The sequence below is a fragment of the Flectobacillus roseus genome, assembly GCF_030056595.1.
GTDB lineage: Bacteria > Bacteroidota > Bacteroidia > Cytophagales > Spirosomataceae > Flectobacillus > Flectobacillus roseus.
The window spans coordinates 95,452-120,138 of sequence record NZ_JASHIF010000023.1 but is presented as its reverse complement, the minus strand read 5'-3'; the positions used below and the strand labels follow the sequence as shown (position 1 = coordinate 120,138).

At 36.7% G+C, this 24,687-nt stretch carries 15 protein-coding genes; 8 read left to right on the top strand and 7 right to left on the bottom strand.

The window, feature by feature from the left end; translation table 11 throughout:
• Positions 1 to 24: 24 nt before the first annotated feature.
• From QM524_RS21950 to QM524_RS21925, 6 genes are all read right to left on the bottom strand, one after another.
• Complete coding sequence (locus tag QM524_RS21950) at positions 25 to 759, bottom strand: phosphatase PAP2 family protein (protein ID WP_283346237.1); 735 nt, start codon at positions 757 to 759, stop codon at positions 25 to 27.
• 152 nt (positions 760 to 911) lie between these two features.
• Positions 912 to 2,090 (bottom strand): Pycsar system effector family protein, encoded by a 1,179-nt coding sequence (locus QM524_RS21945; RefSeq protein ID WP_283346236.1) that lies wholly within the window; start codon positions 2,088 to 2,090, stop codon positions 912 to 914.
• 19 nt (positions 2,091 to 2,109) lie between these two features.
• Complete coding sequence (locus QM524_RS21940; protein ID WP_095168202.1) at positions 2,110 to 2,406, bottom strand: DUF3817 domain-containing protein; 297 nt, start codon at positions 2,404 to 2,406, stop codon at positions 2,110 to 2,112.
• 116 nt (positions 2,407 to 2,522) lie between these two features.
• Positions 2,523 to 5,609: a PAS domain S-box protein gene (locus tag QM524_RS21935; RefSeq protein ID WP_283346235.1), complete on the bottom strand. Its 3,087-nt coding sequence runs from the start codon at positions 5,607 to 5,609 to the stop codon at positions 2,523 to 2,525.
• A gap of 279 nt (positions 5,610 to 5,888) precedes the next feature.
• Positions 5,889 to 11,858, bottom strand: a complete 5,970-nt coding sequence (locus QM524_RS21930) for a PAS domain S-box protein (protein ID WP_283346234.1) — start codon at positions 11,856 to 11,858, stop codon at positions 5,889 to 5,891.
• A gap of 513 nt (positions 11,859 to 12,371) precedes the next feature.
• The gene (locus QM524_RS21925; protein ID WP_283346233.1) at positions 12,372 to 12,560 is read right to left on the bottom strand and encodes a hypothetical protein; all 189 of its coding nucleotides are present in this window, start codon (positions 12,558 to 12,560) and stop codon (positions 12,372 to 12,374) included.
• A gap of 425 nt (positions 12,561 to 12,985) precedes the next feature.
• On the opposite strand from QM524_RS21925, the gene QM524_RS21920 reads away from it, so the two are divergent.
• The 8 genes from QM524_RS21920 to QM524_RS21885 all read left to right on the top strand — a co-directional run bounded on the left by QM524_RS21920 (position 12,986) and on the right by QM524_RS21885 (position 23,863).
• The gene (locus QM524_RS21920; protein ID WP_283346232.1) at positions 12,986 to 14,788 is read left to right on the top strand and encodes a sensor histidine kinase; all 1,803 of its coding nucleotides are present in this window, start codon (positions 12,986 to 12,988) and stop codon (positions 14,786 to 14,788) included.
• A gap of 310 nt (positions 14,789 to 15,098) precedes the next feature.
• Positions 15,099 to 15,728 (top strand): response regulator, encoded by a 630-nt coding sequence (locus QM524_RS21915; protein ID WP_095168186.1) that lies wholly within the window; start codon positions 15,099 to 15,101, stop codon positions 15,726 to 15,728.
• Between the two features lie 4 nt (positions 15,729 to 15,732).
• The gene (locus QM524_RS21910; RefSeq protein WP_095168184.1) at positions 15,733 to 16,137 is read left to right on the top strand and encodes a response regulator; all 405 of its coding nucleotides are present in this window, start codon (positions 15,733 to 15,735) and stop codon (positions 16,135 to 16,137) included.
• Entirely contained in the window at positions 16,134 to 18,026 is a 1,893-nt protein-coding gene (locus QM524_RS21905) for a sensor histidine kinase (protein ID WP_283346231.1), read from the top strand. Before QM524_RS21910 ends, QM524_RS21905 begins: the two co-directional genes overlap by 4 nt.
• Entirely contained in the window at positions 18,016 to 19,104 is a 1,089-nt protein-coding gene (locus tag QM524_RS21900) for an ATP-binding response regulator (RefSeq protein ID WP_283346230.1), read from the top strand. The genes QM524_RS21905 and QM524_RS21900 overlap by 11 nt, the downstream gene beginning before the upstream one ends.
• 180 nt (positions 19,105 to 19,284) lie before the next feature.
• Positions 19,285 to 20,310: a helix-turn-helix transcriptional regulator gene (locus QM524_RS21895; protein WP_283346229.1), complete on the top strand. Its 1,026-nt coding sequence runs from the start codon at positions 19,285 to 19,287 to the stop codon at positions 20,308 to 20,310.
• A 155-nt stretch (positions 20,311 to 20,465) separates the two neighbouring features.
• The gene (locus tag QM524_RS21890) at positions 20,466 to 23,456 is read left to right on the top strand and encodes a PAS domain-containing sensor histidine kinase (protein WP_283346228.1); all 2,991 of its coding nucleotides are present in this window, start codon (positions 20,466 to 20,468) and stop codon (positions 23,454 to 23,456) included.
• A 2-nt stretch (positions 23,457 to 23,458) separates the two neighbouring features.
• Positions 23,459 to 23,863 carry a response regulator gene (locus QM524_RS21885; protein ID WP_166577392.1) on the top strand — a complete coding sequence of 135 codons (405 nt, stop codon included), beginning with the start codon at positions 23,459 to 23,461 and terminating at the stop codon, positions 23,861 to 23,863.
• Between the two features lie 119 nt (positions 23,864 to 23,982).
• On the opposite strand, the gene QM524_RS21880 is transcribed toward QM524_RS21885, so the two are convergent.
• Positions 23,983 to 24,678: a LexA family transcriptional regulator gene (locus tag QM524_RS21880; protein ID WP_166577393.1), complete on the bottom strand. Its 696-nt coding sequence runs from the start codon at positions 24,676 to 24,678 to the stop codon at positions 23,983 to 23,985.
• Positions 24,679 to 24,687 lie beyond the last annotated feature (9 nt).

Here is a 24,687-nt window from a genome sequence, read left to right as displayed (position 1 = left end):
TTATCAAGCAGTAGTGTGCGCAAATCAAAATCCAATCGTGAGATTGCCAGTGACAGCATAGCCATTATATACTGGAACAAACGATACGTTGGAAGGTAACTTTGGAGCAATCTGCTTTTTGATCCAAGGATAAATAATATATGAAGCCTTAGCAGAAAGAATTCCGATACCTGCACCAACCAATACATCAGACAACCAGTGACGGTTGTTTAGCATGCGAAAAGTACCCGTAGCTGTAGCTACGGTATATCCACCAATGGTGTACCAAACACTTTGGTCGCCATACTCAGTAGCCAAAACGGTTGCGCCAAAAAAAGCATTGGCTGTATGTCCAGAAGGAAACGAGTCACTACTCGAATCGTCAGGACGAGTTATATTAGTCAATTTTTTTAATCCAAATACAGTTCCCAACATGATGCCTGTTCCCAAAACTATTATACCACCTTTATCGACAAAAGTATTTTTTCCCTTTATGCCCACTAAGCTCAAGCCCATAGCAGCAGCTTGGGGTGTAAATTGCAAGTAATCGTCGGCATGAGTTCTAAAGCTAGACAAATATTTGGTATGCCACTCCTTTTGTTCAGCCTTGGTACTATTGTTTATGAACACCATTCCTGTACCAATCAGAATCCCAGGTGCAATCATTTCTTTGGCAGTAATTAAAGGTTTTGAACTATCAGAAGTTTGCTTTTGGGCAAACGTAATATTTGATAAAAAAAGAAAGCTGATAAATACCAGCCTAAAGGATTTTTTGAACATAGAAATGAAATTTTAGTCAATGGTAAAGTCAACTTGTTGGCAAGCAGGTATGGTGTTATGCCTCTGGTTATTAGCCATTTGCATACTTCACCTTGAATCTATTCAAAATTTGAACAGATTTCATTTAAAAAACAAACCCACACAAATAAACATTACTTATGCTGCTGCAACATGGTGGCTATCCCAAAAGCCAGAATAGAAGCCACAAAACCGAACATGAAAATATTATAAGCAATACGTAACAACTTATACTTTTTACCAAGTACCTTCCCCAAAAAGTAAATATCGCGCGTCATGGAGGCATATAGAAACTCCGAGTCATTCATCATTTCCTTCATACCAGCCTGATAATCTTCTAATTTCATTTCGTGAAAATTACCAAAAAACAACAAATTAGCACTTCGGTTAGCAATATCCTCCTTTGAAAATTTACCTTTCGTTACATTCGGAATAGTTGCCAACACTGCAAAAACTGTAGCCAATAAACATACTGTAGTAATCATGATCGTAGGTATTATGAGATAGGTATTCTCCTCCAATTTCCTCATTAATATACTGACAATCAATGAAATAACAATCGTATTTACCGAAATCATAATATTGGCCTTGTTATCAGCCATCGCAGACAGTTGAAAGTGATTGGCGGAAGTGGTTCTAAACATGGTTTCAATACCACGGTCTGGGCGTTTCACCTTTGCGTCTGCATTCTTTTCTTTCTCCTTACTATCTTTTTTACTCTGTTTCAATTCTTCTAATTTCTCTTTGATGAGAGCTATATTTTTTTGTTTACGAGGTTCCAAAACTCTCTTTCCATATGCAGTAAAATAGTGATGATCCTCCATAAAGGTTAGTGTTTTCTTAAGCCAATCTTTCTCGGATAAAGACATTTTGGTAAAGCAAATTTCGGTACGAAGATGTTCTGTCATTTCTAGGAAATTATCAGAAGCCAAATGCGACAAATCGGCATCACACAAAATCATTTGCTTATGCGAATGTGGGCTTTGGGGCATACGAGTAGCTCCAATATAGATAGCAACTTTATCTATTTGCTTTTGGGGGCATTCTATTTTTGCCAGAAATTCCTGAGAAAGTGTAATACTGTGGGTTTCATGGTCATCAAAGCTCACCGAGTAACCAATATCGTGCAACCAAGCAGCCATCAAGAGATTTTCGAGCGCTTTATCTTTCACCCCTTCCTCTTGTGCAATTTCTATGGTGGCAGCCACTACGGCTTCTGTATGTTGGGCATTGTGGTAACAAAACTGAGGCGGTAGTTGTGACAACACCGACTCGGCATATTGTTGTACTAAGTTGAGTTTTTCGGTATGCATAAAGACAATTGCAACACGATTATAGTGTCTTTTTCAGGTAAAAAGTTCCAAATGGAATTAATGATAATACGAATGCCAACATTGCTTTGCGCAAGGTCATGCCTACTTGAATAATCATAGCTAAAATAGTTGCCACAAATGCTACAAACAGGACTCCATGAATGGTGCCTCCAATTTTAACGATTTCGGGTTTATGCAAAATGTATTTGACTGGCATTGCCACAAACAACAAAAACAAATAGCTGTAGCCTTCTATTTTTCCTATGATAAGGAACGCTCTGATGATATTAGCGGATAAGGAACTTTTTTCTGACATAATTTAATTAAGCTTTTGTAAACGACTATCGAAAGTGATGTGACAAAGTAAATTGACGACTTTGAAGAGTATTTACACTTCTTCAACTCAATATTGAGAAATTTCGTTTCAAAAGCCTAGGATTTAGCAAAATACACAATAAAAGTAGTGCCTTTATCAACCTCGCTTTGCACATCTATTTTTCCACCAAGCGCCCGAATTTGAGAACTTACGATATAAAGTCCTAATCCTTTGCTATCTGGATAATCATGAAAACGTTGATAAAGCCCAAAAATTTTACTTCGATGACGCTTCAAATCAATACCTATTCCATTATCTGTAAAGTGAAGTTCAACATAATTAGGGGTATCTATGGTAAACACCTGTATTTCAAGTGGTCGACTCAATGAACGATACTTTATGGCATTGGTCAATAAATTTAATAAAATACTTTCAAGATAAGAAGAGTCAAAACTCACTTCACCAACACCACTAAAGTCTGTTTGCAATGAAGCATTTGCTTCTCGGATTTGGTAGCCAATAGAGGATTTTACTTTGTCAAATTCAGTTTTCAAACTCAAAGGCTTTTTCTCTAAGTTTACCCGATTTTTCATTACCAAAACATCCAATAAATCATTGATAGTTTGATTGAGTAAGAGTGTCGACTCTTTAAATTTTTCGAGTAATTCTAGCGTCATTTCATCACGAATTGACTCTGGCTCTACCAAATCCAGAATACCGATTAGATTAGACAATGGCGCTCGTAAATTGTGGGAGGTGATAAATGTAAACTGCTTTAAATCAGTATTACTATCGGTCAACTCTCGAATCAAAACCTCTTTTTCTGCTTCTGCTTTTTTGCGAGCAGAAATATCCCTGAATACCGAAATTGCATGTGTAAACTCACCTTTAGCATCGGGTACGGGTACAACTTCCAAACTTGCCCAAAATTGCTCACCATTTTTGCGATAAACAATGATTTCAACTTCCTCATGCTTCCAATTTTTGATGGCATCCTCAATTTTGGCAATTGCCTCCAAATCGGTTTTTTCACCAACCATCATCATCGTTGGATTGGCGATTATTTCGCTTGAGTCAAAGCCCGAAAGACGAACAAAAGCCGTATTAAAATAAACAGCCCGATGGCATTCATTTTCGAGGTTAGGTTCTGTAATCACAATGGCGTCATTGCTATTAGTAATCACTGACTCACGCAAACGCAACTGAAGTTCCTCTTCTTTTTGTTGAGTAATATCACGTCCAGAAGCAAATATGAGTTTTTCGTCAGGAAGATATGTCACCGACCACGAAATCCAACGAACACTTTGATCTTTGGCAATAAAACGATTTTCCATTACCGACACCGAAGCCTTTTCTTGAATTCCTCGGAGGACTTCAAGTGTTTGTTGTTTGTCTTCTGGATGTACAAAATCTATTACATCATGACCGTTGATTTCATGAGTGTCATAGCCCAAAACACGTAAAAAAGCGTTATTAATTCTGACAAAAAAGCCGTCGAGCGTAGCAATACCTAGCAAATCGTTACTCAACAAGAAGAAGTGATTGAGCATTTCGTCAGCATTTCGCTTTTCGATTTCAGCTCCTAACTGCTTGCAAACCTCTCCCAAAAAAGATAGGATACTGTCGTCAGGTTGATGTACGGCTTTACTGAAAAAAACCATCCATCCGATATGCTTTTCATCGTAAATGATAGGAATAGAAATAGCAGAGTGTATCCCTATTTTATCAGAAACGGAGGTTCTTTTAAAATCCTCCATTTCGTGAAGATTATTCAACCAAATAGGATGCTGACGATTGTAACTGTCGTTATATATCGTTTGAGCAAGACTCACATCTTTTTGCAAAAATGGCTCTACCATTTCTTGAAAATGCTCAAATTCGGTGGTGTAGCTGTGGGTTTGTAATCGGATATATTCTTTTTGGTAGTCTGTCATCCAAATTTCTGAATGCTCCCAGCCCAAGTAATTCCTTATCGATTCTAGACAAGCATTTAGCCCTTTGGTGAGCGAGGCAGCATTCCGAAATAGTTCTAAACTATGGACTAAAATTCGTTTTTCTTCTTCAGCTCTAACTTTTTCGGTAACGTCCCTAATCAACATTTGCATAGCCTTACGACCTGCGAAATCAATAGGATATGCCGTAACCTCTACGATGATTTTTTCGTACCCTGCTTTTAAATGTACTTGCAATAAGCTGTTTTTTAATGTCAAAGACTCTCTTTGCATGGCTTTCGGACAAATATCCTCCATGCACATCTCCAAAAACTCTTCTCGATCATAACCATAATGCTGAATTGCGGCAGGATTTACTTCCAAAAACTCCATGGTGACACTATCATAAATCCACATGGGGTTGGGATTATTATCAAAAATTTGTCGATAGTTGTATTCAGATATTCGTAGCTTTTCTTGCGAAACCTTACGCTCAGTTATATCCATCATAGTGCCCAGCATCCTTACGGGCACGTCATTATCATCATAAATTACTGAGCCACGGTCATGAACATAGAAATATTCTCCAGCACCATTTTGAAAACGATATTCATATTCCCAGAACTTATTACTTCGAGAAAGCAAATGAGCCTTTATAACGGCCTCTAATGCAATGATATCTTCAGGATGGACTCTTTCACCCCAAAAACTAAAATCAGAAGTAAACGATTTTTCCTCATACCCATGGGTATGTAAGAATGTATCTCCCGAACGCACTACCTCATTATTTGCCAAATTGACATCCCAAACCACACCAATTGTTGCATTGGACACCATAGTGTAGCGCTCGTTACTCTGCTTTATTCTTTCAAGATTACGCTTACGTTCAATACTATATCTAATGGTCTTTGAAAGCAGTTTTGACTCTAATTCACCTTTTATCAGATAATCTTGTGCACCATTTACAATTGCTTCGGTGGTTGTTTGGGTATCCTCCATACCCGAAAGCACAACTATTGGGATATGAGCTGCCAGTTTATTCAAATCTATAATAGACTGAATACCAATACTATCTGGCAATGATAAATCCAAGAATACTAAATCATAATCGGCATTGGCCAAAGCCTGTTTAGCTTCAGCTACCGTTATGACATTCTGAACCTCCTTTACATCTAGCCCTGTATCGTGTAGATATTCCTCAAAAAGTATATAGTCACCGAGGTTGTCTTCTACAACGAGTATCCTCAATTGTTGTGGTTTTATAGTAATCATGGTGGTAATGAAGTTAAGTTAGTGGCAAAATTAAATTAATTTTACCTGCATTAGGCTCAATTTTGTAAGACAAAAGTGTAAAAGTGCTTCTGAGAATATTGTAGAAACCTTTTGCCTACTGCAAACTACTAATAGCAAAAAGCGATATTTTGCAAAATTAATAATACTTGTATTAGCCTTAAAGCCTTAGGAAACCAGCCGTAAACATTACGGCAAAACCTTCTACTTTTATATAGGAAATGTTTTGCCTAAAGCCCATAGCCGAAAATCGAAAGCTCATTACAAGTTAGTTTCGATAAATTTGGGCTTATTTTTAGGTAATGTAAATTTAAAAGCACTACCCTCTCCAACTACACTCTCAACCCACATTTTACCCTTATGGCGTTCAACGATTTTCTTGCAAATAGCCAAACCAATACCCGTTCCAGAATATTCTGTTTTGTTGTGTAGTCTTTGAAAAATGATAAAAATCTTTTTAAAATATGCAGAATCTATACCAATTCCATTATCTCTGAAAGAAAAAATCCAATCATTTTCAGTTTCATCTAATTCAATCTGAATAACAGGGTCTTTTTCTCCTCGATATTTTAGCGCATTTCCAATCAAATTCTGAGCTAATTGGAGCAATTGTACCCTATTCCCATCTACAATGGGCAATTTACTGACTAATACTGTTGCGTGCTCCTTTCTAATTTTTTCGTCGTAAATCTGTATGACCTCCGTCATCACCTCATTCAAGTCTACAAGAACAAAAGCATCGCGGTTGGTACCAACACGTGAATATTCCAACAAATCAAGTATCAGCTGTTTCATGCGCTCTGAGCCATTCACAGCAAAATAAATGTATTTCTTTGCTTGATCGTCGAGTTGGGAATCATACTTTTTCTGCAAAAGTTGCAGGAAACTACTCACCATGCGTAGGGGTTCTTGAAGATCATGCGAGGCTACATAAGCAAATCTTTCGAGCTCTTCATTGGATGCGACCAACTCGCTTGCTCTTTTTTCAAGTTCAAGATTTAACTCGTTTAACTTCAATTCCGTTTGTTTCAATGGCGAAACATCCTGAATTGCACCAATCATTCGAATGGCATGATTAGTTTCATCATAAAGCGTAAAGCCACGATCATACACAAACTTATAGGAGTCATCGGCACAAAGGATGCGGTATTCATCCTCCCAGTGAAGTTTTTTATCAATCAAATGTTTACGTAAACCATAATTTACTCTTTCGGCGTCGTCGGGATGAACCTTCGAGAGCCACCAGTAATAATCACCTGTAATTTCTTGAAGCGAATACCCTAATATTTGGGTCATACTTTCACTCCATAGAATCTCATTGGTTTCGAGATCCAAGTCCCAAATCAAATCATTGGTGGCTTTCGCGACTAAATTATAACGTTCATTACTTTCTCTGAGCGCCAATTCAGCTAGCTTACTTTCCATAATGAGCGTTACTACTCGCTTCACATTTTCGAGCGCCACCTCTTCTTCTCGCGAGGGCACTCGCTCGTCATTAAAGAAATACGCTAACACGCCAATGATTTTGCTCCCAGCTCCAACAATTGGCATCGACCAGCATGCCTTAATCCTCTGTGCTCTAAGCATTTCTACCAAAGGTTGCCATTGTGGCATCAAGGCAAGGTTTTTTACAAATTGTTTATGTGGGAAAAACAAACTGGTGTATTCTCCTTGCTCATTTGGTTTGGTACTAAAACCAAAGGTTTCGATAGAGGTAATCAAATTTTCATCCAAACTTGAATCTACGAGCATTTTCAACTCGTTACCTACCACTTGCCAAGCAGTAATAAATGTGCTTCCTTGTAACTCTTGTACTTGATTGATATAATATTCCAGTACTTGCGCCAATGTAGAATCTTGAGAAGTGTTGTATTCCAGAGCTGCTTTTTCGATTCGGTCAAGCTGCTCTTTCAACTTTTGTTCGGTAACATCTCTAAAAAAGATAGAAAGTCCATTTTCGGAAGGATAGGCGTTAATATGGAACCATCTTCTACCCGGTGCATAAAAGTCATCAAACGATACTGATACATTTTCTTCGATGGCGCGAGTATATTCAGAATAATAACTCAATGGCGCACCATGTCCAAAAGTATCCCAAAGATTTTCATTGATTAAGAAATTACGACTCATCCCCAACAGTCTTTCAGCTTCAGCGTTCATGTAAGTCACTGTATATTTGTGATTTACCGCAAAAAACCCATCAGTAATACTTTCAAGAATATTAGTAATTTGAACATTGTATTGTTCCAAATCACGCTCATGTTTTTTCCTTTCAGAAATATCTGTGAAGATGGTAAACAACGACACAATCTGATTATTTTCGTCGGCAATCGGTCCGGCACTTACATAATAATCTATCCAATCTTCATTGTCATAAATCACTACATCTTGACTCACGTGCTGGCCTTTCAAAACTGAATCAAAAATATTGTAAGCAAGAGGCTCCTCGACAAGTGGTATTTTTTTATCTACTATATCTGTAAAATCGCCCGCAAATTCATGGAAAGACTTGTTGACATAAATAGGCTTTCCTTCGGGACTCCACAAACACACCAAATCTTTCATATTGTCAAGAAGGTGTTTGTACAAACTCAAATGCTGATCACTATGCTTTTTCTCAGTAATATCTTTTGCCGCAGCAATTACCCGATCTTGTTCTTTGATAGAAGCAACCGTCCAAGCTAACCACCGAATTTCACCATCTTCTTTCAAGATTCTATTTTCAAAATACCCTACCTGACGCGTTTGAGCTAGTACTGATATTTGTTGTAAGGTCTTTTCTTTGTCTTCGTCATGAATATAATCAAAAACCGACCGCCCCATAAGTGAGCGCTCAGTACCATATAGCCATTCTGTAGCTACTTTATTAAGTCTTGTAAAACAAAAATCTGCATCGAGCATGCACAGAAAATCTGGCGAGGAGTTAAAGAATATATTGAGCTCGTCTTCGGCTTTTCTTCTTGATAAATCTACCCCAATTTGCCTTGAAACGTTATCAAAAAAATCTGTATCGTTCGATATATGTTCTTCTGTTGAGTAAAAGCAGAAAACCGCAATGACTTGTCCACGAAACAAAATGGGTAGTGCTACTCCCGAACGACAATCTAATTTATCGATAATACGCTTTTCGGTAGATGGAATAAAACCATGAGATAAATCCCATTCCTGAATACGCTGAGTAGCCCAAGCCATTCCAGGCAGAAACTCTCCTATTTTGAGATCTTGGAAAGCCAATCCTGTAAAATCCAAGGCTACAGACTCATCAGCAAACCAGTTAGTGTGAAGGTTGAGCTTGGAATGATTAAGATTCAACATCCAAGCTTCGGCATACACACAGTCCAAGTAGTAGGCCAGAATTCTGAGCGATTCATAGATAGCAACCTGAAGATTATCTATTTCATTGAGTTTTCGAGAAATCGTCCAGAGGTGCTCTTGCTCTAATTCTTTCTTAACCGAATCGGTTATATCACGGCTTACGCCTACCACGCCAATCACCTCACCATTCGTGTCTCGAAGAGGTACTTTATTGGATAATAACCATTTGATTTGTCCTGACTTTGTAAGGAAGTATTCTTTGATATTCGTTACCGCATTACCCGAAGACATTACGTATACCTCTTGCTCACGGAGCAAATTAGCACTACTTTCTTCCAATAAATTTAGCCCTGATTGATGAAGCAAATCTTCCTCTTTGCCGACACCAAATAAATCTAAACCAACTTTATTAACCAATAGGTGACGGTGCTCAGTATCTTTGTAATAGATATACGCAGGGATATTATCAATAACAATCCTAAGGAAGTTACGCTCTTGCAACAAACTAAGCTCTATAAGTTTACGTTCGGTGATATCTTGTGAAGTGCCCTTTATGGCTATTGCTTGTCCCGATTCGTCGGTGATTAACTCTCCTCTTTCATGCATATATCGTATTTCTCCCGACGGAAGTACAATACGATGTTCAAGATTTAATCGCCCTTTTCCCTCACAAACCTGATTATAAGCTTTTAGGAAGTCGTCCCTATCATCGGGATGAATACTTTGCAAATAGGCCTCAATAGTATACTTGAAGTTTTTTTGATCTAAACCAAAAAGTGAAAATTGCTCGTTAGACCAAATCAAATGATTCTTACGTAGGTCAACCTCCCAACTTCCTATACGCGCGATTTTCTGAGCATCGGTAAGGTTCTTTTCACTTTTAAGCAGTTGTTCCTCTACGGCTTTTAGATGAGAAATATCAGACAAGGTTCCTATTACTCGAGTCGGTTCGTTTTGAGCATTTCGTTCCATCACAACACCCCTATCTAGCACCCAGATATAATGATTTTGTTTATGTTTGAAACGATATATTTCTTCAAAATACTGAATTTCATCATGAATCAACTGAAGGGTTGATTTCACAACTCTTTCGTAATCATCAGGATGTATACGAATCAGCCATTCCTGATAGGAGTCCTCTAATTCATTTTCTTGATATCCTATTAACTCTTTCCAAATTTTTGAATAGTGAACCTTTTGTTCAAGCACACGCCAATCCCAAACACCCTGCTGACTACCTTCCAAAGCACGTTTCCATTTTTGTTCGTTGGCTACGATGGCTTGTGAAGTTTCGAAACTGCTGGTAATATCCTTCAAAATACCGTATACGCCTTGCAACTGCCCATTGAGCAGTATAGGCATCGAGGTCAGATGAACTCTTTTAGTCGTACCAGTCCTTGTCCTTATATCAATTTCAATATTTTGAGAACTCCCTTCAAGGGTCTTTTGCAAAATTCGTTGAAGGTTTTCCGAGAATACCAAAGTCGAAAAATTACTAACTTTGCATTCTAAAAGAGCATCTTTTGGATACTCGAGTATATCTGCCAATGCGGCGTTAACGGAGGTAAATTTCCCTTCAAAATCCAAAGAAAATACACCATCAGGATTTTGGTCAAAGAGAGATTGATATCGCTGTTGATTTTCGAGAAGGGTTTGTTCTGTCTGCTTTCTTGAGGTAATATTATTCATGAGCACCGTAATCCCAACTACTTCATTTTGAGCGTTATAAGAAGGATTAATACTCACCTCAAAAATTTGCTCAGAATCCCGAACATCTATTCTTCGTTCAATAGTTGTACTTTCCCCTCGAATAGCATCTTGAAAGAATAGATCACAGTCAACCAGATTGGCAACACTACATATTTCATAAGGTAATGGCGCTCCGATTTGAGGTTCAAAGCCAGCTTTTTCTAGCCAAAAATTCCTAAAAGCACCATTATACTTCAATAAGCAAAAAGATAAATCTAGAGAGAAAATCGCATATGGAATATTTTCTACCAAGGAAGCTAACTCTGCTTCACTTTTGATGAGCGATTGTTCAAGACGCTTTTCATAGGTAAGATTTGTAGAAAAAATAGCAATACCATTCGAAGCGGGGAAAATTCTATTCTGAAACCACTTATTCCAAGGAGTAAAGTAATTAATGACCACTTTCGTTTCTCGATTAGTCATTACATCTTGACAGGTCTCTTGAAATGGGCCGTTTGAAAATTCAGGGAAAGTCTCCCAAGCATTTTTACCGATCAACTGGTCAACAGTTGTTTGAATAGAACTTGCTAATTGTTCATTGGCATAGGTAATGATCCAATCTTGATTAATAACCACAAAACCGTCTGATATGCCTGCTAGGAGGTCATACGCAAAATTGCCAGACTCCTCTGTATTAATGGTTTGTAAATCCTGTTTACCTAGTTTCATGGCACGGATAATACCCATCAACACCTCTTCCTTCTCATTTCCCTGATTGGTGTTGGCAAGGTTCCAATGTGCCGAAACTTCTACCCATAGGTTTTTGCCTAACTCATTGGCTTGTAATACCACTTCAAAACCTTTTTTTGTTTTAATAGCATTGGACAGATTCCTTTCTAGCACCTCTTTCCCAGCATCTGAAAATATATCCTCCAAGCGATTACCTACCTGATAATCTGACCAATAATTGACAATATTATCGGAGAATACAAACTGTTGAGTACTAGGAAAATACTCCCAAATACACAGTTCTGCCAGTGAATCTATGAAGAAATCATGGGGTTCTGTTGGTTCTTCTGAAGAGGTAAGAGTAGGACAATGATTCCCTTTTGCCTTGAGTGTATCCAGTATTTCACGAAGTTGCTCGGTGAAATAAGGAAGTTGTTCCGTAGAAGCATTGGGCAACTGTTCAACCAGAAATTCAAGTTGAGAAAGCGGTTTTATCATTCGAATTGGGCAGCTATGAAATTCAAGGATATGTAATTTAGTAAGTGGGCAAATCTAAGTTTACCCGCCCTAGGCTATCAACTTTATACCGTAAGCTAAAATTTTGAAATGTGTTTATATTGACATAGTGAACACATTTTGACCGAAGGCATATTATATTTTCACCAACGTAAATATAAATAAGCATAAAACCTCACAGTCATCGGTTGGTCGATGAAGACTGTGATGCCATTGTGTCAAACAAAAATATCCGTACAGTTAGAATGAATTAGGTAGAGACATGTATCTACTATATCCGAAAATTAACGTTAAATAGCTTTTAAATTTACTCAATAAAAATTAAGCTACGCAGTAATTCCAAGATAAATAAGCAAAAGGCTAATTTAGGCGCTGAATTAGACCTTTAAGATTAAACATCGAAGGTTATCTTAGTAAGAATTTTACTTTTAAGGTTGGAGTGTTGGGCGGACACTCTAACAAGATACCATTTAGGGCATGGGTGACCCGCTTTCATTAGAATGAGTCCTCATTACTATTGAACGATGCAGTCATAAGCTCACTTTCTGAATTTTCTTTTTCAAAAACTATCTCATCGGATTGATTTAGAGAAATTTGCGGCTCTTCATCATCTACAAGTTTGTTTAGATTTGTGATAATATGAGACTTAAACTGTTTTAATTCTAACTGACTTAGAATTTTCATAAAGTTTGGGTAAATTAAAATAGTGATAGTTTGTAGTTGGAAAAACGCTACAATGGTTTGACTCTCATACAAAACCAAATGCTAGACTTACGTCTAAAACGTTGTTGGGGTTTACTAAGGCAATAATTTTAAACAATAATACAAGGAAAGAATGTTATATGCAAGCCCTTCAAATGTATCCATTTTTTGACAGAAACACCCCAAAAAGCCACTTCAGCCCACCCAAGATAATTACCTACATATCAAATACTTATAATAATTAAATGCGATTTCATGGAGCTTAGAAATACAAGTGATTTTTATCATCTGTAAAATCACTTTAGAAAAATCGTTTTGGCTATTAAGTTATCTTTCTAAACATTGACCTTGTGCAAGAATTTCAGAAGTTTTGTCTAGCTATTTTTACCTAACCATTCCACTCATACATGTTTTCAAAACCTAGTACCGCCAAGATTGATTTTTTCTCTCAGTTGCTTCAGCATATAGATCACCCTGTATGTGTCATAAATTCGTCTTACAAAATCGAAAAATGCAATTTAGCTTTTGACCAAACTTTTCCTCCAACAAGCATCCTAAACAGTTCCTTGTTTTCCAATAAACTTCTCCATGAATCTCTAAGCCAAGTTTGGGAAGGTCAAACTGTTCAATATATTTCCGAACTCGAAAATCAGATATTTGAGCTTAAATTAAGTCCTCTCCACAATGCTGGTGAAACTTTTGGATTAATTCAGTTTTTCCCAAAATCTACCCAAACATTTGACTCAGAACAAGCGCTACAGTACAAATATATTGTTGATCATATTCACGAAGTTTTATTTCAGACCGATGCACTTGGAAACTGGGTATTTCTCAATCAGGCTTGGAGCGATATTTTTGAGTACACTTTAGAAGAAAGCCTAGGACGACCTTTTTATGAATTTTTGCATCCAGAGGATGTAAGAAAAAATGAATTGCTATTTGCGCCATTGATCAACCAACAGAAAAGTTATTGCAAACACATCATCAGATATATTTCTAAATCACACAAAATCAAATGGATAGAGGTTTTTGCCACCTTAGTCATTGGTAGAAATGGCGAAGTGCTAGGTACCTCTGGTACATTGCGAGATATTACCAATGAAAAAGAAAATGCTAGAATTAATACAATTTTGTCGCATAACGTTCAAGACATTGTTTGCATCCATGATTTGGAAGGAAAATATCTCTACGTTTCACCATCTATCAGTCTGCTTACGGGATATTGTCCAGAAGAACTTCTAGGGCAAAGTCATTACGACTTTTTTCACCCAGACGACAAAGTAAAGATTGTTTCTATTCCAAACAGTTCTGCGGATAGTGAAAGTGAAGCAAGATATATATCATACCGATTTAGAAAGAAGAATAATGAATATGTATGGATAGAAACAAGTGTTAAGATTTTCTTTGACGACTATGATATATGTGACCGAATGATTACTTCTTCGAGGAGTATCCAAGAACACAAATTGGTAGAAGAAAGTATGATGAAATCTTTGCAACGTGAGAAAGAGCTGAATCAACTAAAATCACGATTTGTGAATATGACTTCACATGAATTCAGAACACCACTTGCCACTATTCGTTCGAGTGCTGAGATTATCGAAGCTTATATTAAACTAGAAAAATCGACCTATAACGAGAAGATTACAAAGCAATTAGATAATATTCAGTCCGAAATTCATCGTATCTCAAGTCTTATCAGTGAAACCCTCCTAATAGGAAAAATTGAGTCACAGCAACTCACTGTACATCGAGAGGAAGTAAACGTGATAGAGCTAATCAATTTTGCCATCAATCGACAGAATCAACAACAAAAAGACCAACGTATTACAGAATTAGAGGTCGTTGGGGAAGTTCCCAAGATATGGCTTGACCCCCAACATTTTATCCATATTCTAGACAATCTCATTTCGAATGCCTTTAAGTATTCCTTGGGTAAACGAAATCCCATCATATCAGTTAGCAGTGAGAAAAATCAATTGGAAATTCAAATCAAGGATTTTGGCATAGGTATTCCTCTTACAGAGCAAGGGAAAATGTATTCGTCCTTTTTTAGAGCCAAAAATGTTGGGATTATCGAAGGCACAGGACTGGGGTTGGTAATTGTCAAAAATCTAGTTCAGCTCAATAACGGTCATATCTATTTTGTTAGTAGCGAAAATCAGGGAACCACTTTTTTCCTCGACTTCACGATTGACCAAATCTACTAGAGACCTATTTCCTTTATTCCTTTCACAAAAGAAAAACTTTCAACCTTTTGCAAAAAATTGCAATAATTCTGCAAAATCCCTAGAAATAGGGATTGCATATCATTCCTAATTAGCTCAACTTTGCAACTTATGCTACTGAAAACGGATTGTCCTTCAGTAGCTCGAACCCGCATTAAAAGCCCTTCTTAAAAATTTATCGTACCACTGATTTTTATCATTTTTTTTCAATGGTAAAATCCTGTGCCTAACGTTATATCTCTCTTACATTTGAGTACAAATATTTTGCGAAAATGTATTAAAAGTGTAACGTATGCAAATTGCAATCATAGAAGATGATTTAATCTTACGAGAAAATATCGAAATATTTTTTTCCATGTATCCTGATATTGAAGTCAGTATTTCGGCATGTAGTATTGAGCGTTTTTTAGAACAAAGTCAGACAGTTTCGTCAGAACCTTATATCGTATTTATTGATGTAGGCTTGCCCGGAATTTCAGGAATCGAAGGAATCAGTAAAGTCAGGAGACAATTCAACAATACCCATATTGTCATGATAAGTGGCACTTGCAACGAAGAATCCATTTGGGAAGCTATCAAGGCTGGGGCAAATGGATATTTGTTGAAGCCCCTTTCACTCAAGAAACTCGTAGAACAGATTGATATTATCAAAAATAATGGTGCGCTCATCTCTCCAGAGATAGCATCCATGCTTTTTTCTAAAATATCTCAGCAGCCGCAAGAAAAGAAAATAAATGCTGAAGAATTATTAACAAAACGCGAACTCGACGTAATGGACTATCTTTTGAAAGGCCTGTCCTACAAAGAAATCGCCGAAAAACTTTATATAAGTTATACTACCGTCAATGACCATGTAAAGAAAATTTACCACAAGCTAGGTATCAATTCGAAAGGAGAGTTGCTAGCCCTATTTATCCACTAATATTATGACAACATTGGACCCGCCAATCATTTTAATTGTTGACGACGACTTTATCAATCGATTTGTATTAGGTAAAACCCTTGAAACATTAGAGCAAACCTATCAAGAATGTGAAAATGGTGAAGACGCCATCAACTGGCTAAAAGCAACCTCCCACAACCATATTGTGATATTGTTGGATCTCAATATGCCTATTATGGATGGGTATGAATTTTTAGAGTATCTCAAAGAAAATCCGAGAGAATTCGAGCATACGAATATAAAAGTTGTAGTTATTTCAGCAACCACATATTCGCATTTTCTAGAAAGGTTACCAAACGCTGAAATAGTACAATTTTTATCAAAGCCAATTGAGAAAGATCAAATCAAAAATGCTATCGAAGAATCCATAGAATCGTTCCACCAATGATACTCAACGAAGACAAACTCTACTCGCAACTTAACTTTGTGCTCAACAAGATACCGTTTGCGGTATTGATGGAAAACTATGAGCGTAGGTTGCAGTTTGTCAATCAAAACTTTTGTCAACTCTTCAAAATCCCAGTTCCTCCCGAACAGTTGATAGGATTTGATTGCAAAATTGCAGCCACTCAAAGTGCTTCAATGTTTAGAAATCCTACGCAATTTTTAGTACGTATTGAAGAAATTCTATCGGCTGAAGAGTTTGTCTCTCATGAAATCGTGGAATTGGCAGATGGTCGTTCTTTTCTAAGAGATTATCTGCCAATCATCAACGAAGGGATTCATAATGGGCATGTATGGATTTACTATGACTACACCGAAGCCCGTACAATGGAGTACCATATCCTTCATTTAAAGAAATTTTATGAACAAATCTTGAATCATATTCCCGCAGATATTGCCGTCTTTAACAAAAAACACCAATACGTTTTTGTGAATCAAACAGCCGTTCAAGACAATAATTTGCGTGAGTGGCTCATGAATAAAGATGATTACGAGTTTGCCAAGGCACGTGGTAGAGATATTGCCTTTGCCGATATACGTCGTGAAGCATTCACACAAGCGGTTTCTACCAAGCAAGTATATGAATTTTTGGAAGAAGGTATCAATCGAGAAGGGCAGCATAAGTTTAATTTACGTCGTTTCCAACCTATCTTCCAAGATAATGGTGAACTCGAATTTGTGGTAGGCTATGGAATAGATGTGACCTCATTAAAAAAGACAGAAGAGTATGCTCGTCAAAAGGATATTATATTCGCCAAAGTAGCTGATTTGTTGGATGTTGTAGTGATTGTTATAGATGATAACTTTCAAGTGGTATTTGCCAATGCCGCTTACGAATCTTTTTTTGGTATTCCTGCTTCTCAAATTATTGGTAAAGAAATAGACGCCATTGCCATTGAAGATACTTCAATTATCAGAAAAGATATAGCTCTCTATCAGCAAACTAACTATGCGCATCATACAGCCAAAGTTTATCAGGTAAAAGATAAATACGGTATGACTAAATACTTCTCCTACTCTTTTACCCCTTACGTACAAGAAAAAGCTGGAAACATTAATTATGCCGTATTTTTAAGTGATGTGTCGGACCAATATTACGCCGTTGCAGAACTACAAAAAATCATTGATAAGGAGCGTCGCCTTAATGAATTAAAATCAGGTTTTGTAAATATTGTATCGCACGAAATGCGAACTCCCATGTCGGTGATTCAGTCGAGTGCCGAAATTCTTGAAATGCTCAACGACGCCGATAAAGTTACAAAACCGCAGCTTCAACTATACCTTTCCCGAATTATCAATGAAGTTCGAGGGATGGAATCTTTGATGAAGGAGCTATTGCTAGTGAGCAAAATCGAAGGAGGCAAAATGGAGTTTAAGCCATCACCTCAAAACATGAATGAATTCATAGAACAGATTATTACCGCCAATTTTGCTCCTTATGAAGACGGTCGTCAAATCAATGTGCTGTTTAAAGGACAAGCCTATCCTGTATGTTTTGATAGGTTGATGATGACGCATATTCTCAAAAATCTCATAGAAAACGCATTCAAATACTCCAATAATAAAGCCTCCCCTATTATTCGTATTAGCTACCAAAAATCTAAGGTGTGTATTCTCATTAAGGATTTTGGGATTGGAATTCCTGAAAAAGATTTTCCCAATTTATTTAAAGCCTTTACGCGTGCCTCCAACGTGGAAGGTATCAAAGGAACAGGTTTAGGTTTGCTGGTAGTAAAATATTTTGTCGATTTCCACAAAGCCACTATTCATTTTAGAAGTAAGCAAAACCAAGGCACTTCTGTACTTTTAGAACTCAAAAATCATGATACCTAAAATCGTATTAATAGAGGATGATTTATTATTAGCCGAAAACACCAAAACTATTTTAGAGTTAAATCAGTTTGAATGTGAAGTCGCACACAAAGGACAGTTGGGGGTTGAGTTAGTTCAATCATTCAAACCTGACTTGGTAGTTTGTGATATCATGCTAGATGAAGTTGACGGTTTTGAGGTACTCAAAAGGATTCGTGCTATTCCAGAATTCATCTACCTCCCGTTTATATTTCTGACGGCAAGAGCCGATTTTTGGGATAAACGAAAAGGGATGAATCTTGGTGCAGATGATTTCTTGACGAAGCCATTTATGTCAAAAGATTTGGTCGAAACCATTCATGCCAGATTAGAACTAAGCAGCCAGAAAAAAGAATCTGTTGGTTTGGAAATTCGTAAAAATGCCGTTGATGTATTCTATCATATTTCGAGTCATGAGTATTTGACTCCCTTAAATGGTATCGTCAATTTGAGCAAAATGGCGATTGAAATGCTACAAAACAGCCAAGTAAACGACGCCTTATCGTTGATTGAAGGCATTAGTATTTCGGGCAACAGAATTCTGAGAACTACTCGCAAGCTATTATGGTACAACCAGTTATCTAATAACAATAACCCTTGGCGTAATGCTACAAGTGGTACGGTCAACATCCTAGCCTTACATCATCAAATATATGATACCCTCAAAAAAGGCTCCTCTATGCCCTTTGAGTTTAGCTTTAAATCAAATATCAATATTTTATATGGCTATGATGAAGTTCTGTTAGAATTTGTGTTGACTGAATTATACCAAAATATCATTCAGTATGCCAATCATGCTCACAAAGTTTATATTGATACACGCCTCGAAAACAACCATTTACTGATGATTATTCGGAATCATTATTTGGGCAACTACACCATTTGTACCAACGATGTAAAACCGTTTTTTCAAGCACATAACCCCAAGGATATGAATGGAACAGGCTTAGGGCTATACATTATCCAAGAATGGGTTCGAACTGTACATGGTAAAATGGAAGTATCAGCTCAAAACAACCTTTTTGAGATTATTTTGAAAATACCCGTTAGTAATTTTTAAGATAATCCAAATACCCAAACAAGATTTTACCAGTCGTTCCAGTGTGAATATATTCTGCGTTTATACGAATTATCGACCAATTGAATTATGAAGGACGATATTTTTCTTATATTAGTGAAGAATATTCTATTTGCAAGTTTTACTTTGATTGTCACGATAGAATAAGAGCAACTTAAAATTATGAAATCATTACTTAACGCATCAATTGTTTTTGAAAATCATCAATCGCCAGACTTTTTATCCCAACTTTTAGAGTACCTTCAGATTGAGCAACACAACCGCTTCGTTTATCAATTTGAAAATTCGAGAGGAAAAGGTCAAATTCTTTCTACTGAAATAGAGCAAGGATTTGAAGTTGAGCTATTGCAACTACAATTGAATGAGGACTTACATATCAAACCAACACCCTCCGAAGAGAATACTCGGTGGAATGTAAGTATTTGTAATGATTACCTATATACTAAAGAGTTGGCTGAAATTACATCCAATAATTACCCTTATTGTGTGGTGTTGAGTTCGTCCTCGGTTTCAAACGCTAGAATATTTCCAGCCAATCGCCCAATTTTTAGTTTTTCTTTGACCTTCTCAAAAGATTGGATAGAAACGAATATTATTCAAGATCTAAAAGAAGAACCTGCAGAGCGTCTCAATGAGATTATCCAGAGCAATGAATCTGTATTTATGATTGATAATATTGATGTAGACTTACATAGAATCGTAGATACACTGCTCAATGAGGACCTTTACCAGCAAAATACCAAGTTACTTTTTTATCGGACTGCCCTTGATTTGACTTTGATTTTCTTCAAAAAACTCATAAATAAAAGCATATTTATTCCAACTAATCAGAACTTTAAAAAAAGAGATATACAAAAAATCCATGAAATCAATGAAGCTATTCTAACAGATTTGTCAAAGCCTTGCCCTTCCATTGAAGAACTTTCTAAATCTGTGGGCATGAGTACAGCCAAATTCAAAACTCTATACAAAGCAATTTTCAACAACAGTGTTTATAATTATCACCTAAACGAACGCTTAGTGCAAGCTAGAAGGTACTTACAATCAGGTAAATACACTATCAATGAGGTAGCATATATGGTTGGTTTTAATTATCCATCAAGTTTTTCAAGAATATTTAAAAAGACTTTTGGACAATCCCCCCTTCAATTCATGGGTTTACACTATGAAGAAGGACAAGACGAATAACTTAGTATTTTTTTACAAATGCCCAGCAGTGGGCACCTCGAATCCACAAGATAAATAAGAGAATCCACCATTATATTTGACCATTTTTCTCGATGATTGGTAGTTTTTAATTGGTTTTTTCCCACTTAAAAACCCCATACAAAGAGCAAATTTCTATGGAAACGTTTACTAATACCGAATCTCAACTTTCAGAAAATACAACTAAAAAATCTACCTCGATGATAGAACAGGAAAATCCTGCTTTCTATCAAGCTTTGGATTTTGCCAATGAAGCGATTCTTATCTACAATAAGAATCAAGAAAACATTTATCAAAATCGCCAAGCCCAAACTTTCATTGAGAGTCACCAAGGTTTGAGTTCGGGAAAGGTTCTTCCTCAATTATTAAACGATTTTGGATTTCAACAAGAATCTGTTACTCCTTCACAGAATGTAACCGAATATTTTTCGAGTTCGTATGGTCTAAAGGCCCGAATTATGCAATCGGCTGAACAGACTATCGTATACATCTCGATACCCCACGTTTTGGCACCACAAGAGATCATCAACACGATAATCTCACCAGATTTTAATCCGATACTTAATCAGTCAAATGATATTCTGTGTATAACCACCGAATCGGGAAACATTCTTAAAATTAATAGAGCAGCCAGTGTATCTTGGGGATATACCATTGATGAATTTCAGCATAAGAATCTACTATCTTTTTTAACAGAATCTTCTCTGAACATTATTAAAAAAACTTTTGATTCTTTAGTACACGGACAAACGATCCAAAATGTAGTTTTAGATGTCCGCAAGAAAGATGGAACCATATTTCCCATGATTTGGAATGCCGTTTGGAATCCAAATCGACAAACGGTAATTGCTATTGCCAAAGATTTTTCCGAAAGTTTAGTCAAAGAAAAAGCACTTAAACTTTCTGAACAAAACTATTCTTATCTCTTCAATAACAATCCATTACCCATGTGGATTAACGATTTCTATACCAAGGAATTTCTTGAAGTGAATGACGCAACCTTGCGACAATATGGTTATAGCCGAGAGGAGCTTCTCAGTATGACCGTTTATGATATTATCGCTCCAGAGCATTTAGAGAATTACAAAAATGCCAGCTGGGACTTTAATACTGATCCACCCAATTATCGAGGTATTTCATTGCACCAAACCAAATCTGGAATCCCCCTAACCGTTGACATTACAGCCCATCAGATAGAGTATAAAAATCGTACGGTATCGTTGGTGCTTGTTCATGATATAACACAAAGAAAACTCGCAGAAAAGGAGCTTATCCAAACCAATAATCGTCTCAAGGCCGCACAAGAAATTGCCCATCTTGCTTATTGGGAGCATGATTTAAGAACAGGAAAAATATTCTGGTCAGAAGAGGTTTTTAAGATTTTTGAAATAACCGAAAATAGAGAAAAGTTTGACTATGAAAACTTTATCGGAATGGTTCATCCAGAAGATAGAATGTCAATCAAACTATTGGAAGTATCTGTGCTATATGGCAGCAAGCCTATCGAAAAAGAGTTTAGAATTGTACTTGCTTCTGGCAAAACCAAATATCTTTTCAGCAAAACCCAAGTCATCTTTGATACCCTTGGTAATGCTCTGCGGGTTGATAGTACATTTTTGGATATTACTCTACAAAAACAAGCTAAACAAGCGCTCAGAAAAAGTAATGAACGCTTTGAATTAGCCAAAAAAGCAACACGAGATATTATTTGGGACTGGGATATCCTTACTGGAGATTCGTACTGGTCAGACAATTACGAATTTATTTTTGGAAAGTACCCTTACGGTCCTATGAAAGATTTTCAGGATTGGAGCAAAAATATATATTCAGAAGATAAAGAAAGAGTTTTGGATGAAATTCAACTGGCGCTCGCCAATCCAGAACAAAGTACTTGGGAAAGTGAATATCGTTACATACGCGCCAATGGCGAAATTGCCCATGTAAGCGATAAGGGATATATGGTTTTCGATACCCATGGCAAACCTATCAGAATGGTAGGTGCCATGCGTGACATTACCAAAGAAAAACAAGAAGAACAACAGCTAAATCTCTGGAAATCAGTAATTACCAATAGCAACGATGCTATTTTAATTACTGAAGCAGAACCTGTAGAACAGCCAGGTCCGAGAATCATTTATGCCAATGAAGCTTTTACCAAAATGACAGGATATGAGCTTCATGAAATTGTAGGAAAATCACCAAGAATCCTTCAAGGCCCTGCAAGTAGTCGTTACGAACTAAACAAAATCAGAGCGGCTTTAAAAAAATGGGAGCCCTGCGAGATTGAAATTATCAATTATAGAAAGAATAGCGAACCGTTTTGGGTAAGTATTTCTATTGTTCCTCTTGCAGATGAAACAGGTTGGTATACACATTGGATTTCGATTCAGAAGGACATTACCGAACGAAAAAAAAATGAGGCAGAACGGGAGTTACTGATTAGGGAATTAACGCAAATCAATCAAGATTTGCGTCAATTCTCCTATATAACTTCTCATAATATTCGTTCGCCATTATCTAACTTGTTAGGTTTGCTCAAGATGTTGAATACCTCAACCATCACAGACCCTATGACATTGACAGTATTAGAAGGTTTCAAAACTTCGACCAATCAGCTTAATGATACCATCAATGATTTATTAAAAATCTTGGTCATTAAAGAAAATGTCAATGTTCAACAAGAACTTATTGATTTTGAGACAGTTTGGATCAGAATAACACAGATGACACAACAGCTTATACAAGAGGCAGGGACATCAATCACTACTAATTTTGTAAAGGCGCCATCTGTAAATTTTAATATATCGTATCTAGAAAGTATACTCTTAAATTTACTATCAAATGCCCTGAAATATCGTTCGAACAAAAGGCCTTTAGAAATTGTGGTAAAAACTAGAAATACTTCAAAAGGCATCGAATTGACATTTACGGATAATGGATTAGGAATCGACCTCAAAAGACATAAAAACAAAGTATTTGGTCTCTATCAACGATTTCATAATCATCCAGATAGTAAAGGAATTGGCTTGTATATGGTGCAGGCTCAGATAAAATCCCTTGGTGGGAATATTTCAGTAAAAAGTGAGGTAGACAAAGGGACTCAATTTTCAATTTTATTCAAGAAGTAAATATGTTTAAGAAGATTTTGTGTGTAGACGACGACCCCATCACCTTGATGATACTCAAGATGGCCATGAAAAAATGTGATTTTTCATCAGTAGTAGAAACCGTCGCAGATGGAACAGAGGCTGTAAGTTATTATGAAGGTTTACAACAAAACCCTTCCATTGATGCTCCAGAGCTAATTTTTCTCGATTTGAATATGCCTCAAATGGGTGGCTGGGCATTCCTTGATATTTTTAGACAGAGATTTCAAAATAATTTTCCAGAAACAAAGGTTATTATTCTTTCTTCAAGTATCGACCCCGAAGATATTCGTAAATCTCAAGTAGTACCTTGTGTCAAAGAATTTATCAGTAAGCCTATCAATACTACAACCTTACTGAGATTAAAATCAGAAATGGATGTTCATTGACAATATACTTTATTCTACTTTGAGAGAAAGGCTTGTTTTTCAATTATTCATCAAAAAAGCGGTCGAAAAATTAATTTTCGACCGCTTTTTTGATATCTAAAGGGTTGGATAACTCTTTTCTACAAAGGAAATTCTCCCGTAAAGAATCCAACAAATTTCCAAAGCTCTTGAATATCGTCCTCCATTACAGGGTAAGGAGCGTATCTTTCGTTGGTTGATTTAAGAATCAAGACGTTTTTCTCGTTGAGATAATTAAATACTTTTTTCAGAACAACACCTTCATCTTTGGTAACAACAATACAAATTGTACCATTTTTGATAGCACGCCAATTGTCAACGTACTCAGCAAAAACTAAAGAGCCCTCTCTCAAAGGCAACATCGAGTCTCCTTGAATAGGAAATACACGATACTTGCGATCTTTCGGTAAAAAAGGTACGTTAAAAATGGGTAAACGACTAATATAATCAATATCTCCGTAACCGTTTGAATAACCCGCTACAGCCTTAATAGGAACAAACTCGATGTTTTCTTCATTCTCGTTGTTAACAGTAGTAGCCAATATTCTAAGCTTATCTTCCTGACGTTTGGTTGGTTGATTTGTTGCTAGGTCTTTTGTAAGCATATCATCTACACTTACGTTAAAATAACTAGCCAATTTAATCAAATCAGCATAACGTGGTTCAGCGCGACCACTCTCATAAGAACCGAGTGTAGATTTTTTTAAATCAACTTCCTCAGCAAGTTTTTCCTGCGAAATTTTTCCGTCTAACTGTTTGCGTAGGTATTGCAGGTTTTGGCTAAAAAAAGTATCCATTGTGTGTAT

Excerpts from the sequence above, each read along its gene's own strand:
- QM524_RS21950 (WP_283346237.1), bottom strand. The coding sequence starts at position 759 with ATGTTCAAAAAATCCTTTAGGCTGGTATTTATCAGCTTTCTTTTTTTA.
- QM524_RS21945 (WP_283346236.1), bottom strand. The coding sequence starts at position 2,090 with ATGCATACCGAAAAACTCAACTTAGTACAACAATATGCCGAGTCGGTG.
- QM524_RS21940 (WP_095168202.1), bottom strand. The coding sequence starts at position 2,406 with ATGTCAGAAAAAAGTTCCTTATCCGCTAATATCATCAGAGCGTTCCTT.
- QM524_RS21935 (WP_283346235.1), bottom strand. The coding sequence starts at position 5,609 with ATGATTACTATAAAACCACAACAATTGAGGATACTCGTTGTAGAAGAC.
- QM524_RS21930 (WP_283346234.1), bottom strand. The coding sequence starts at position 11,858 with ATGATAAAACCGCTTTCTCAACTTGAATTTCTGGTTGAACAGTTGCCC.
- QM524_RS21925 (WP_283346233.1), bottom strand. The coding sequence starts at position 12,560 with ATGAAAATTCTAAGTCAGTTAGAATTAAAACAGTTTAAGTCTCATATT.
- QM524_RS21920 (WP_283346232.1), top strand. The coding sequence starts at position 12,986 with ATGTTTTCAAAACCTAGTACCGCCAAGATTGATTTTTTCTCTCAGTTG.
- QM524_RS21915 (WP_095168186.1), top strand. The coding sequence starts at position 15,099 with ATGCAAATTGCAATCATAGAAGATGATTTAATCTTACGAGAAAATATC.
- QM524_RS21910 (WP_095168184.1), top strand. The coding sequence starts at position 15,733 with ATGACAACATTGGACCCGCCAATCATTTTAATTGTTGACGACGACTTT.
- QM524_RS21905 (WP_283346231.1), top strand. The coding sequence starts at position 16,134 with ATGATACTCAACGAAGACAAACTCTACTCGCAACTTAACTTTGTGCTC.
- QM524_RS21900 (WP_283346230.1), top strand. The coding sequence starts at position 18,016 with ATGATACCTAAAATCGTATTAATAGAGGATGATTTATTATTAGCCGAA.
- QM524_RS21895 (WP_283346229.1), top strand. The coding sequence starts at position 19,285 with ATGAAATCATTACTTAACGCATCAATTGTTTTTGAAAATCATCAATCG.
- QM524_RS21890 (WP_283346228.1), top strand. The coding sequence starts at position 20,466 with ATGGAAACGTTTACTAATACCGAATCTCAACTTTCAGAAAATACAACT.
- QM524_RS21885 (WP_166577392.1), top strand. The coding sequence starts at position 23,459 with ATGTTTAAGAAGATTTTGTGTGTAGACGACGACCCCATCACCTTGATG.
- QM524_RS21880 (WP_166577393.1), bottom strand. The coding sequence starts at position 24,678 with ATGGATACTTTTTTTAGCCAAAACCTGCAATACCTACGCAAACAGTTA.